Source organism: Sphingopyxis sp. USTB-05 (assembly GCF_023822045.1).
Taxonomy (GTDB): Bacteria; Pseudomonadota; Alphaproteobacteria; order Sphingomonadales; family Sphingomonadaceae; genus Sphingopyxis.
In genome coordinates, this window is record NZ_CP084712.1 from 3,953,424 (window position 1) to 3,966,106 (window position 12,683).

General features: G+C 64.0%; 13 protein-coding genes. 8 read left to right on the forward strand and 5 right to left on the reverse strand.

Translation table 11 applies throughout. From position 1 onward, the window contains the following. Nucleotides 1–73: 73 nt before the first annotated feature. From KEC45_RS18250 to KEC45_RS18275, 6 genes are read left to right on the forward strand one after another with little or no spacing between them, the layout of a single operon-like run. Nucleotides 74–1,330, forward strand: coding sequence for a cytochrome P450 (locus KEC45_RS18250; RefSeq protein WP_238586796.1), 1,257 nt, complete (start codon nt 74–76; stop codon nt 1,328–1,330). Further along, complete coding sequence (locus KEC45_RS18255) at nt 1,327–2,388, forward strand: acyl-CoA dehydrogenase family protein (protein WP_062186541.1); 1,062 nt, start codon at nt 1,327–1,329, stop codon at nt 2,386–2,388. The genes KEC45_RS18250 and KEC45_RS18255 overlap by 4 nt, the downstream gene beginning before the upstream one ends. After that, nucleotides 2,385–2,777, forward strand: coding sequence for a Zn-ribbon domain-containing OB-fold protein (locus KEC45_RS18260; RefSeq protein WP_062186539.1), 393 nt, complete (start codon nt 2,385–2,387; stop codon nt 2,775–2,777). The genes KEC45_RS18255 and KEC45_RS18260 overlap by 4 nt, the downstream gene beginning before the upstream one ends. Beyond that, entirely contained in the window at nt 2,774–3,922 is a 1,149-nt protein-coding gene (locus tag KEC45_RS18265) for a thiolase family protein (protein ID WP_062186537.1), read from the forward strand. The genes KEC45_RS18260 and KEC45_RS18265 overlap by 4 nt, the downstream gene beginning before the upstream one ends. Nucleotides 3,923–3,929: 7 nt before the next feature. Further along, the gene (locus tag KEC45_RS18270; RefSeq protein ID WP_062186535.1) at nt 3,930–5,138 is read left to right on the forward strand and encodes an acyl-CoA dehydrogenase family protein; all 1,209 of its coding nucleotides are present in this window, start codon (nt 3,930–3,932) and stop codon (nt 5,136–5,138) included. A 44-nt stretch (nt 5,139–5,182) separates the two neighbouring features. Continuing rightward, complete coding sequence (locus KEC45_RS18275; protein WP_252171226.1) at nt 5,183–6,001, forward strand: helix-turn-helix transcriptional regulator; 819 nt, start codon at nt 5,183–5,185, stop codon at nt 5,999–6,001. Between the two features lie 128 nt (nt 6,002–6,129). On the opposite strand, the gene KEC45_RS18280 is transcribed toward KEC45_RS18275, so the two are convergent. Further along, nucleotides 6,130–6,666 (reverse strand): VOC family protein, encoded by a 537-nt coding sequence (locus tag KEC45_RS18280; protein ID WP_062186533.1) that lies wholly within the window; start codon nt 6,664–6,666, stop codon nt 6,130–6,132. 116 nt (nt 6,667–6,782) lie between these two features. Between KEC45_RS18280 and KEC45_RS18285 the strand changes: the two genes are divergently transcribed. Both KEC45_RS18285 and KEC45_RS18290 read left to right on the forward strand, forming a co-directional pair. Continuing rightward, nucleotides 6,783–8,012 (forward strand): aromatic ring-hydroxylating dioxygenase subunit alpha, encoded by a 1,230-nt coding sequence (locus tag KEC45_RS18285; RefSeq protein ID WP_062186531.1) that lies wholly within the window; start codon nt 6,783–6,785, stop codon nt 8,010–8,012. Nucleotides 8,013–8,029: 17 nt separating this feature from the next. Further along, nucleotides 8,030–9,454: an SRPBCC family protein gene (locus KEC45_RS18290; protein WP_062186529.1), complete on the forward strand. Its 1,425-nt coding sequence runs from the start codon at nt 8,030–8,032 to the stop codon at nt 9,452–9,454. Between the two features lie 39 nt (nt 9,455–9,493). Here the strand turns inward: KEC45_RS18290 and KEC45_RS18295 are convergent, their stop codons facing one another. The 4 genes from KEC45_RS18295 to KEC45_RS18310 are packed head-to-tail and all read right to left on the reverse strand — an operon-like array spanning nt 9,494 to nt 12,682. After that, nucleotides 9,494–10,414 (reverse strand): SDR family oxidoreductase, encoded by a 921-nt coding sequence (locus KEC45_RS18295; RefSeq protein ID WP_062186527.1) that lies wholly within the window; start codon nt 10,412–10,414, stop codon nt 9,494–9,496. Further along, on the reverse strand, nt 10,411–12,060 hold the full coding sequence (locus KEC45_RS18300) for an FAD-dependent oxidoreductase (protein ID WP_062186525.1): 1,650 nt from the start codon (nt 12,058–12,060) through the stop codon (nt 10,411–10,413). Before KEC45_RS18300 ends, KEC45_RS18295 begins: the two co-directional genes overlap by 4 nt. A gap of 2 nt (nt 12,061–12,062) precedes the next feature. Next, complete coding sequence (locus KEC45_RS18305) at nt 12,063–12,455, reverse strand: nuclear transport factor 2 family protein (RefSeq protein WP_062186523.1); 393 nt, start codon at nt 12,453–12,455, stop codon at nt 12,063–12,065. Then, a complete protein-coding gene (locus KEC45_RS18310) occupies nt 12,452–12,682 on the reverse strand; it encodes a biotin/lipoyl-containing protein (protein WP_062187094.1) in 231 nt (76 codons plus the stop codon). The genes KEC45_RS18305 and KEC45_RS18310 overlap by 4 nt, the downstream gene beginning before the upstream one ends. Nucleotide 12,683 lies beyond the last annotated feature (1 nt).

The following is a 12,683-nucleotide window of genomic DNA, read 5'->3' on the forward strand; positions in this document are numbered from 1 at the left end:
AAATTGTGCATCGCGCGCGCGGAGCGGCTGCATATAGTTGCGCGTATAAAGAGAAGAACGAGGGAAGAGGCGCGTGAACGATATCGCCGCAAGCAGTTTTTTCGACCCGCAAGTCATCGCGGACCCGTTCGACTATTATCGAGCCTGGTTGCCCAAAAGCCCCGTCGTGCAATTGTCGGAGGGGATGTTCCTCGTCCTTTCCTATGATCTTTGTGCGCAGGCGACGGGTGACGTCGAGACATTCTCGAACAATTTTCAGGGCACGTTGTCGGGCGCGATGGCCGAGGACGGCGATGTCGCCGCAATTCTCGCCGAGGGCTGGCCGCAGGTCGATACGCTGCTGACCGCCGACCCGCCGACACACACGCGCTTCCGCAAGCTCGTCAACCTCGCCTTTTCGATGAAGCGCGTCGCCGCGATCGAGGAGGATATGCGCGGTGTCGTCATCGACCTGATCGAGAAGATGGCAGACGCCAAGGATTCCGGGCGCGAAACCGATTTCGTCCGCGATTTCGGCATCCCCCTGCCCGTCGCGATGATCGCGAGCCAAATCGGCATGGAGGGCGACCTCGACCGCGTGAAGCGCTGGTCCGACGCCTTCGTCGATCGGCTTGGCCGAATGATCCCCAAGGACCGCGAGCTCGAATGCGCGCGCGAAGTCGTCGAGTTCCAGCATTATGTGAAGGCAAAGATCGACGAACGCCGCGCCAATCGCACCGACGACCTGCTATCCGACCTTGTCCATGCCGAGGTCGATGGCGAACGACCGCTCGAGGATGCCGAAATCCTTTCGATCATGCAGCAGTTGATGGTCGCGGGGAACGAGACGACGACTTCGGCGCTCGCGGGCGGGCTGCTCCAGCTCATCGAAAATCCCGACCAGATGGCAAAGGCGGTCGCCGCCGCAGATGAAGGAAATGAGCGCGCGATCATCAACCTGGTCGAAGAGGTGCTGCGCATCGAAAGCCCGACCGCGGGCATGTGGCGCATGGTGCTGAAGGACGCCGAGCTTGGCGGGGTCAAAATCCCGAAGGGCGCGATGGTCCAGCTTCGCTATGCCGCAGCGAACCGCGACCCCGCCAAATATCCCGACCCCGACCGGTTCGATATGGAACGCGCCAATGCGCGCAGCCATCTCGCCTTCGGCAAGGGCATCCATATGTGCGTCGGCAATATGTTGAGCAGGAAGGAAATGGCGGTCGCTTATTCCGAACTGCTGAAGCGCCTCACCGACTTCAGCCTCGCCGACGGCCACACGCCGAGCTGGCCGCCGAACATGCTGCTGCGTGGGCTCACCGCCCTGCCGATCACATTCGGGCGCCGCGTATGAATTTCGATCTCGACGAAGACCAGCAGCTCACGCGCGACATGATCGGGCGCTTTCTCGGCCCGGTCGACGTCGCCGCGCGACACGCGATGCGCAAAGGCGAAAACGGCTATTCGCGCGCGCGTTGGCAGGACATTGCCGATCTCGGCCTGCTCGCGCTCGCCGCTCCACAAGCGATGGGCGGCATCGGCGGGACGATGGTCGATCTGGCACTCGTCGCCGAGGCGCTGGGCAAGGGGGTCGCGATCGATCCCTGGCTTGAGAACGGCGTGCTGCCCGTCCGGCTTGCCGCGGCTGCGGGCGATACGGCTCTGGTCGCCGACCTGATCGTCGGCACGCAATTCGCTGCGGTCGCCTTTGCCGAACCCGCGCGCCGATATGAAACCGAAGCCGTAGGCACCAGGGCGGAGGGTGGCCAGATCGTCGGGGCGAAGACCTTCGTCCTCGGCGCACCGCTCGCCGATACGCTGCTCGTTACCCTTGCCGGCAACAAGGTGGCCAGGATTAGGAAGGGCGCTGCCGGCATCGTGCAGCAGGACTATCCGGTCATCGACGGTTCGAACGCCGCCACGTTCGACCTGCATCGCTCCCCGGCCGAAATCCTCGACCTGCCGAAGGCCAAGTTCGAGCGCGTGATCGGGGACGTTCGCATGCTCGCCGCCGCCGAAATGGTCGGGCTTGCGCAGACGATGTTCGACGACACGCTCGCCTATGTCGGCGAGCGCCAACAGTTCGGCGCCGCGATCGGCAGCTTCCAGGCACTCCAGCACCGCCTCGTCGAATGCTATGCCGCGCTAGAACAGGCGCGCTCGATGATGCTGCGCACCGCGATGCTCGACCCGACGACCGAGGACGCGAACTGGCCGCGGATCGCCGCGGGTGCCAAGGCCTTCGTCGGCGAAGCGGCGACACGGATCGGGCTCGAAGCGGTGCAGATGCATGGCGGGATGGGCCAGACCGACGAGCTGGCGATCGGCCATGCGCTAAAGCGGGTAATGCTGCTCGACAAATTGTTCGGCGACCAGGATCATTGCCTGCGCAGCTTTGCGAGAGCCGCATGAGCGCGCTTGCCCCCATCGCGCCGGGCCTGTGGACCGACGAGGCCGAACCGCGGCTGATCGGCGCGCGCCGCGCCGATGGCGAGATCATCTTCCCCGTTCCCGGTGGCGACGCCGCGGCACTTGTCGAGCCCGTGGCGCTGTCGCGCAAGGGGACGCTCTGGTCGTGGACCACGCAAGGCTTCGAACCGAAGGAGCCGTACAGCGGCCCGCAACCCTTTCAGCCCTTCCTTATCGGCTATGTCGAACTGCCCGGCGAGGTGATCGTCGAAACGCGGATCGTCGATGCCACTGCCGCCGACCTCGTCATCGGCATGCCGATGGAGTTCGCCGTCGTCCCCTTCGACGACGCGCGGTCGACCTATGCCTTCCGTCCGGAGCGCCTGCCATGAGTGACGACGTCCATATCATCGGGGCGGGTATCCATCCCTTCGGCCGTACCGACGGTCGCTCGGGGCGCGATCAGGGTGTGTTCGCCGTACGCGAAGCACTTGCCGATGCCGGGATCGAATGGAGCGACGTCGAATTCGCCTATGGCGGATCGGCCGCGGCGGGGTCCGCCGACATCATGGTCAACGAACTTGGTCTGACAAGCGTGCCCTTCATCAACGTCGCGAATGGCTGTGCGACCGGGGGCAGCGCGCTGACCGCTGCGCGCAACGCCATCGCGGCGGGGGCGTGCGACATCGCGCTCGCGGTCGGCTTCGACAAGCATCCGCGCGGCGCCTTCAATGCCAAGCCCGCCGAATATGGCCTGCCCGAATGGTATGGCGAGACGGGCATGATGCTGACGACGCAATTTTTTGCGCTCAAGATCCAGCGCTACATGGCGCTCCACGGCATCAGTCGCCGCACGCTTGGCCTCGTCGCCGAAAAGGCATTTCGCAACGGCACGCTCTGCGACCATGCCTGGCGGCGATCGCCCGTCGATCTCGATACGATCCTGAACGCGCCGATGGTCAACGATCCGCTGACCAAATATATGTTCTGCTCGCCCGCGGAGGGCGCGGTCGCACTTGTGCTCGCCAGCGGCAAAAAGATACGCGAACTGGGCTCCGACGCAGTGCGCATCGCCAGCGTCGCCTTCCGTACCCGCCCCGAAGGGTCGTTCGAGGTGTTCGCGCCGTCGATCAGCGTCAATGGCGGCGGCAAGCCGACCCAGATTGCCAGCAAGGCGGCGTTCGAAATGGCGGGTATCGGCCCCGAAGATGTTTCCGTCGCGCAATTGCAGGACACCGAGAGCGGCGCCGAAATCATGCACATGGCCGAGAATGGCTTCTGCGCCGACGGCGAGCAGGAACAATGGCTGGCCGAGGGCTGGAGCGAAATCGGCGGCAAGATGCCGGTCAACACCGACGGCGGCTGCCTCGCGTGCGGCGAACCGATCGGCGCGTCGGGCCTCAGGCAAGTTTACGAAAATACGGTGCAATTGCGAGGCCGCGGCGGCGGGCGGCAGGTGCCGAACGACCCGAAGGTCGGTTACTCTCATGTCTATGGAGCGCCCGGCCTGTCGGCGGTGGCGATCCTTGAACGTTAGTGGACTTATGGATCTAGACCTTACCAAGGACGAACTGGAATTTCGCGAGGAGGTCCGCGACTTCCTCCGCACCTCGCTCCCGGCCCACGTCCGCGACGGCGCCAGGCGCACGCCCGGCGTGTTCGTCGAACCCGACATTGGCCTGGTCTGGCACCGCATCCTCAACGACAAGGGCTGGGTCGCCTATCATTGGCCCCAGGATTGCGGCGGTACCGGCTGGACGCCGATGCAGCGCTATATCTTTGAAAAGGAATGCGCGATCGCGGGCGCGCCGGCGCTGTCGGTACTCGGCCTTCGCCTCGTCGGTCCGGTGATCTGCGCCTTTGGGACGCAGGAGCAGAAGGACCGTTTCCTGCCCGCCATCCGCGCCGGCACCGACTATTGGTGCCAGGGCTATTCCGAACCGCAGAGCGGCTCCGATCTCGCCTCGCTCCGTACCCGCGCGCGGCGCGACGGCAACGAATATGTCGTTGACGGGTCGAAAATCTGGACCACCCACGCGCATCACGCGAACTGGATCTTCTGCCTCGTCCGTACCGACGGCGAGGTGAAGAAACAGGCGGGCATCAGTTTCCTGCTGATCCCGATGGACCAGCCCGGCGTCACCGTCACCCCGATCATCACGATGGCGGGCGATCATGAGGTGAACCAGGTCTTCCTCGACGGCGCTCGCACGTCGGTCGACAATCGCATCGGCGAAGAAGGACAAGGCTGGACGATCGCGAAATTCCTGCTCGAAAACGAGCGTGGCGGATCATTCCACGCGCCGCGGCTGATCCGTGCGATCGACCATCTCGAACAGCTCGCGGGCGTCGCGCCGAGCGGCCATAATGGCACTCTCGGCGGCGACATCCAGATTGCGACACGCATAGCGAAACTGCGACTCGAAGCCGAAGCGCTCGAAACCACCGAGCTTCGTATCCTCGCCGACATTGCGAAAGGCCGCCCGGCCGGTCCGCAGACCTCGCTCGTCAAGCTGCTGTCGTCCGAAATCCATCAGCGTATCGACGGGCTCGCAATGGACCTGCACGGCTATGACGGGCTGCAATTACCGACCGTGCGCCCGCTCTATGGCAACGAAGCGCCGCCCGCGATCGGCGACGAGGACGCGCAGGTCGCGGCCGCCCGCTATCTCAACAGTCGTGCCTGGACCGTCTTCGGCGGTTCGAGCGAAGTCCAGAAGAACATCATAGCAAAGACGGTGCTACGCCTATGACACATGCATTGCGACTTGCCGATCAGTGTGAAATAGTCCCGCCTATGGGAGAAAAGGCAGTCAAACTGCCGGACGACGGGTTCGCACCACCAATGAATGCCCGGGCGCTCGTCGAAGCGGTAACGGTCCGCAGCGTGGAGGATATCCACGATGCGGCGGTTGTGCTGCGCGATTATGCCGCATCGCATGGCCTCCGCGCCGCGCTCTGTGACGATATCGCGTCCAAGGAAACGATGGTCGACGCCGATGGCGCGGTACTTGCCGCCGACCTCTTCGGATGGCTCGGCGATGGCGAGCGCTGGTGGGAGGACCATAGGCTGGCCCTCCATTCGCCCCTACCGCGCTCGTGCCGCTATGAGAGCGAGCCTTTCTGGTGCAACGGCGACGGGTTCCGTACGGCGAACCCCAACCCCTATCTCGACGACATTAATCTCGCGCGCTATTTTGCCGCGAACGAACGCTACAAGGCCGCGATCGTCGTCCCGGTCCACCTGCCTTTCGGGCAGATTTCCGCCAACAGCTATCATCCGATGGATCATACCATCACCGACCTGACCGACCAGTTCGCCGAGATCGGGCACATATTGGGTGCAGGCACGCGGCGCTTCATCGCAGGCTATGCCTCGGCGATGCGAACCAAGCGGCGTATTCCGTCGGACTGCGAACTGTCGAAGCGCGAGGTCGAGTGCCTGCGCTGGGCCGCAATCGGCAAGACCGACCGCGAGATCGGGATGATCATTTCGTTGAGCCACGCGACCGTGCGCTATCATGTTCACCGCGCGGGCGAAAAGCTGAACTCGGTCAACCGCGCGCAAACGATCTTCAAGGCCGGGCAACTCGGCTATCTCGGCGCAAACAGCTAAAACGCGCTTCTTTTTAAACGCGTCATTGCGAGGAGCGAAGCGACGCGGCAATCCAGATTGGCGTAAACCGCCTGGATTGCTTCCCCCGGCTTTCGCCGGGGTCGCAATGACGATGCTTTTCGCCGAACTTAGCCCAAAGACCGTAGCGGCTCGCTGCCATCCCAGCCTTTCGCCGCCTCGCGCATCATTGCAAACAGTTCGCGCGTGCCCGCCTGCGGTTCGAGCAGTTCGACCAGCGTCCCTGGCCCAGTACCGGGATCGGCATAAATCACCCCGCCGGTTTCGCCGACCGGCGCCTCGAAAATAATCTCTGCCCCGACCTCGCCGCAGCGCGTCCGTGCTTCGGCGATCGAGTCGACCAACACGCACACATGGTGCAGCCCCTCGCCCACCGCATACTCACCGCGATAAAGTGATTTCGCGTCATTCTCGGGCCGGATCAGCTCGATCTGCATGTCGCCCCAATAGCCGAGCGCCATGGTGAACATCGGATCGCTTGCCTCGCCGCGATAGCGCCCGCCGGGAAGCGACACATTGGGCAGGAGAAAGAAGGGACCGGCGCCCATCACCTCGGTCCAATGCCGGACCGCCGCGTCGAAATCGGACGGTACAAAGGCTAGCTGCATGATGTCGCCGAGCGATGCGAGCGTTCCTGGTCCGGCCATGTCTCTCCCCTCGAACATGTCTGTCCCCTCAAAAGCGATAGCGCACAAGCGCCGGGCTTTGTGCGATAAGCCTTTCGAGACCCGGAGTCATACTGGGCAAAATGTGAGGGAGTGCCATGGCCGAGTCCGATCCGAAGATCGCACCGCAGGACTGGTTCGCCGTCCGCAAGCGCAATGCGCGCGCGGGCCTGCGCAAGCTGGTCGCGATCGTCGCCGAGAACCGCACCGACCGCGCGGAGGCGCCGCTGCCGCTGCACAAGTCCATCTATATGAGCGAAGCGCGCAACGCCGCCGAGATGGAGCATATTTTCCGGAACGAGCCGATCGTCGCGGGACTTTCAGGCGACATTCCCAAGACCGGCGACACGCTCGTCTTCGACTCGGTCGGCCCGTCGATCCTCGTCACGCGCGGCAAGGACGGCGTCGCGCGCGCCGTCCTCAACATGTGTACGCATCGCGGCGCGAAGCTGGTCGAGGAGAAGGAACCGTGGCAGGGCTCGCGACCGCGCCTTGTCTGTCCCTTCCACGCCTGGACCTTCGACCCCGCCGGGCAGCTTGTCGGGCAACCGGGCAAGGAAGGCTTCGCGAATTGCGAGATCGGCGCGCGCAACCTGATCGAACTCCCCTGCGCCGAGCATCTCGGGCTGATCTTCGTCCGTGCCAATCCCGATGGCGAGCCAATCGACGCGGCGGCGCATCTCGGTGATTTCGGTCCGGTGCTGGCGCAGCTCGAACTTCACCGCGCCGAACCGGTGAAGAAGGGCATATTGACCGCCGATTCCAACTGGAAATTCGCGCTCGACACTTATGGCGAGGGCTATCATTTCAAGATGCTCCACGCCTCGACCATCGGCGGCACGCACTATAGCGACCGCAATGTCTATGAACCGATCGGCCGCCACCACCGCGTCAGTTTCCCCGACCTTTCCATCGGCAATCTCGTCGGCAAGGACGAGAGCGAATGGCCCGAAACCGATTATGGCGGGGTCCATTATCTCTTCCCCAACACCGTTATCTTCTTCGGCGCGGTGACGCCGGGCGTCTATTTCACGCAGGTCTTTCGCCTGTTCCCCGACGGCGCGGGCAAGATGTTCTGCCAGTTCGCGGTCTATGCGCCCTTCGGGGTCGAGAACGAGCAGCACCGCGCGATGTGCGAGCTGGCCTATGACGCGACCGCCACGGTCGTGCAGACCGAGGATTATCGCGTCGCGAGCAGCGGTTATTCGAACCTGATGACCGCGCCCGACGACTTCCGCGTCGTGCTCGGCGCGAATGAGCCCGCGCTGCACGGCGTCCACCGCTCGATCGCCGCGGCATGCAAGATGCCGCTCGACCAGATCGCCTGACCCTTTCGGAGTATCAGATGAACGACCTTTCGCCTCCCCAGGACCAGACCCGCGACGACCGCTGCCCGGGCACCAGCTACACCGACATGCTGAATGCCGATACGCGGCGCGTTCCCGACTATCTGTTCGCCGAGTCCAACCAGGAACTCGGCGACGAGCCGATCGCGATCGAGCGTTATGTCAGCGAGGACTGGGCCAAGCTTGAGCGCGAGAAGATGTGGCCGAACATCTGGCAATTCGCGGCCCGCGAAGAGGATATGCCGAGCCCCGGCGACACGGTCGTCTATGACATCAACGAAAAGAGCATATTGCTCGTCCGTCAGAAGGACCTCTCGATAAAGGCCTTCTACAACGTCTGCCTCCACCGCGGCCGCAAGCTGCGTACCGAAAGCGGTCCCGCAGTGCACCTGCGTTGTCCATTCCACGGCTTTTCCTGGCACCACGACGGCCGTTTCAAGGAAGCGCCGTGCGCGTGGGACTTCAAACATCTCGACGACAAGGACATGAGTCTGCCCGAGTTGAAGGTCGACCGCTGGCAGGGTTTCATCCTGGTTACCGAGAACCATGATCTGCCGAGCTTCCGCGACTGGGTTGGCCCCGGCGTCGAACATTATGACAATTGGCGGCTCGACGAATGCCATACCGCGGCCTGGGTCGGCCGCGTTATCCCCGCCAACTGGAAGGCGGTTGCCGAGGCGTTCATGGAAGCATGGCACAGCATCGTCACGCATCCACAGATTCTGGGCTTCACCGCCGACGCCAACACGCGCTACGACCTTTATGGCGATTTCCTGAATCGCGCGATTACGCCGGCAGGCGCGATGTCGCCGCATATCAAGGGCAAGGATCAATTCTATGTCCTGAAATCGCTCGAGGAGTTCATCGGCGGCGGCGACAGCCGCGCGCGGCGCGCGACCGGCGACCCGGCCGACCTGAAGGGTTTTGACGCCGACGATCCGATGCTCGCGCGCAAGGTGCTCGCACAGGCGAACCGCGACGCCTTTTCGGCGATGAACGGGCATGATTATTCGAACGCGACCGACAGCGAGATGCTCGACAATTTCACCTATAACGTCTTCCCGAACTGGGCGCCGTGGGGCGGGCTGGTGCCGAACATCGTCTATCGCTGGCGGCCGTGGGGCGACACGGACCACAGCCTGATGGAGGTCCGCATCCTGATGCGCACACCCAAGGGCGAGAAGGCTCCCAAGTCAGCACCGATGCACCTGATCCCTGATGACCAGCCGTTCGCCAGCGCCAGCCACCTGATCGGCGCCGCGCTAGCGGGTGTGTTCGATCAGGATATGGAAAACCTCCCCTATGTTCAGGAGGGAATGAAATCATCGCCCAATGGCGTGATCGAACTCGGCCATTATCAGGAAAGCCGGATCCGGCATTTCCATCGCACGCTGGGGAAATATGTGGGCGGGCAGTTGCCGTGAACATCCGCGTCATTGCGAGCGTAGCGAGGCAATGACGAATTAGGCGGGAACCTTCACCGGCGACCAGTCCTGCCGCGTGGCCCACTCCGCAAAAGGCGTCGGCGTCACGCCGAGCAACCGCGCCGCCGGCACCGTATCGAGCGACACCGGCGACACCGGCTGATCGTTGTACCAGCGATAGAATTTCGCCATCCCGTCATAGATGCTCGCCGGCTGCACCTCGCGCGAGCCGGTCACGAGTTCGCTCATCCGCGCCGCAAATTCATCGGGCGACAGGCTCTGAAACCGCACCGAACGCCCTGCCGCGGCGCTCAGCCGCTCGGCGACCTCGGCCCCCACCAGCGCCTCCGGCCCGCCCACCGCGATCCGGTCGGCAATCAGATCCTCGTGCAGCAGCGCGGAGACCATATAGGCCGCGACATCCTCAAGGCAGACCCAGCTTATCTTCAGCGTCTCGGCCGCTGGATAGGCAAAGATCCCGCTGTTCACGATCGCGGGCCGCGACCAGATGCGGGTGATGTTGTCCATGAACACCATCGGCTCGATGATCACGTAAGGAACGCCGCTGTCGTGGATCGCGCGCTCGATATCGCGCCGTCCGTCGTGCGCTGAGAGGTCGAGGTCGTGATCGGCAACGAAGCAACTTGTGTTGAACACGATCTTCTGCAGCCCCGCCGCGCGCGCCGCCGCCGCAATGTTGCGTCCCATCGTCGCGGCGCGGTCGCGGTCGAATTCGAACGGCAGATGCATCGCCAGTGCGTCCTGCCCTTTGAAGGCTGCGGTCAGGCTGGCGACATCATAGAGATCGGCGGCCACCTCGAGCACATCGGGATGCGGTGTCGCCGCCATCGCGCCCGCGCGGCGCACGCCGGCGGTCGGTTCTAGCCCCCTCGCCTTCAACGCGGTCAGCAGGGGAATGCCCTGATCAGCCGGGGCGCCAAGAACGAGAATTTTCTTCATGCCGCACCCTCCAATTGCTTCGCCGAAACGCGCGCGGCGTGCCGTCCGGCGAGATAGCCAAACACCATTCCCGGCGCGATCGTCCCGCCGGGGCCGCCGTAAGTCATGCCCATGGCCGAGGCCATGACGTTGCCCGCGGCATAAAGCCCCGCAATCGGCCCGCCGTCGACACTCAGAACCTGCGCATTGACGTCGGTTTGCGGTCCACCCTTCGTACCGAGCGCGCCGCTCTTTATCTCGACGGCAAAGAAGGGCGCCTTGCCGACCGGGCCGAGCGTCGCAGCGGTCGAGCCGCGACCGCCGGGATCGCCCCACCATTGGTCATGCGCAGCATCGCCGCGCCCGAAATCGGGGTCGCGCCCGGTCGCGCAATGATCGTTGAAGCGCTCGACCGTCGCCGCCAGCGCATCGGCATCGATGCCCAGCCGCTGGGCGAGTTCGGGCAGGCTTTCGGCGCGGATCGCCCATTGCGGCGGCGCAACCCCGCGCTCGCCGCTGATCATGCCAAAGCCGAAGCGGTCGATATATTGCTGGTCGAAGATCAGCCAGCACGGCAGGTTCGCATAATCGAAGGCGCTCACGTCCTGGTCGTGAAACGCCGCGCCGATCGCATTATAGTTGGCGGCTTCGTTGGTGAAGCGCTTGCCCGCGCGATTGACCATGATCGAATGCGGCAGGCTGCGCTGCCCCGCGACCAGCGTCTTGCCCGTCGAGCTTTCGCTTTCCGGCACCTCGGCGACCGGCATCCACCACGCCTCGCGCATATTGCCGAGCATCGCGCCGACGCGCATCGCCATTTTGAGCCCGTCGCCGCTATTCGTCCGCGGGCTCAGCGGATGCGTCATCGGGCCGCGAAGAAAGGCGCGGAGCAGATCCTTGTCCCATTCGAAGCCCCCGGTCGCGAGGATCACCGCATCGGCGGCGACCGCGATCGGCCCATCGGGCGTCTCGAACGCCGCCCCGGCGACGCGCTCCTCGTCCATCAGTAGGCGCACCGCGCGATGGCCGGTTTTCGGTTCGATACCGCGATCGAGGCAGGCGCGCAGCAAGCGGCCGACAAGCGCCTGCCCGCTGCCGCGCAGATCGGCGTCGATCCGGCGCTGCAACTCCTCCGCCGTCAGCGGCTGCGGCTTCGCCTGCCCCAGCGGCGTGTCATAGATCGAGAAATAGGGCATGGGATAATAAGGCGAGAGCGTGACCTTGTCGGCCCAGTCGCCCAGTTCTTGAAACGAATAGAGCGGGCAATCGAGCGAACGCCCACCATGCGGCATCCCGCCCGGGAATTCGGCATGGTAATCGGGAAATTCGGGGATCGGCCGGAACTGCACCGGCGTATTCGCTTCGAGGAAAGCTACCATCTCGGGTCCATGATCGAGGAAGGCCTCGATCATATGCTGCTGCATCAGCCCGTGCGACATCGACATCAGATAGGTCAGCGCCTTTTCGCGGCTGTCCTCGACGCCCAGCGTCGCTTCGTGATGATTGTTCGGAATCCAGATCATCCCGCCCGACCAGGCGGTGGTCCCGCCGACCTGATCGCCCTTTTCGAACAGCGACACGCGCGCGCCGGCTTCATGTGCGGCGATCGCGGCGGTGAAGCCCGCCCCGCCGGTGCCGAGGACGATGACGTGCGGCGCTTCGCTCATATCTATGCCTTCAACTGCTCGACCATATGCGCGGTGTCGAAATAATGGATGCGCATCGACGCCATCTTGCCCGCGTCGTCGAATTCGGTGACTTCGGCGATATGCGTCTCGAACCGTTTGCCGCTCGATTTCGCGGTGACGGTGAAATGGAGCAGCGCGACGGCATATTTCTCGCCGCCGACCAGTTCCTGCCATTGGACGACCGGGTCCTCCCAATAGCCCATGACATGCGCATAAAGTTTCTGAAGCGCATCGCGCCCGCGCCATTCGCCGCCATAGGGAAGCGAGGTCGGCTCATGGATGACGAGATCGTCCGACATGAAGTCGGCGACCGTGTCCCACTCGCCGCGCGCGACCGCAGCGTACATCGCCTTGCTGGCTTCGAGCGGCGTCATTCGATCGTGCCGACGAGCGCGCCGACCGGATAGACTTCGCCCTCGACCCCCGTCGGGCGGATCGTCCCCGCAACCTGCGCCTCGATCTCGACTGTCGTCTTGTCGGTCTCGACCGTGTAGATGATATCGCCGATCTCGACGCGCTCGCCATCGCCGAACATCCATTCATTGAGCGTCATTTCGGTGGCCGACATGCCGATCTTCGGGATGCGCAATTCCTCCGCCATC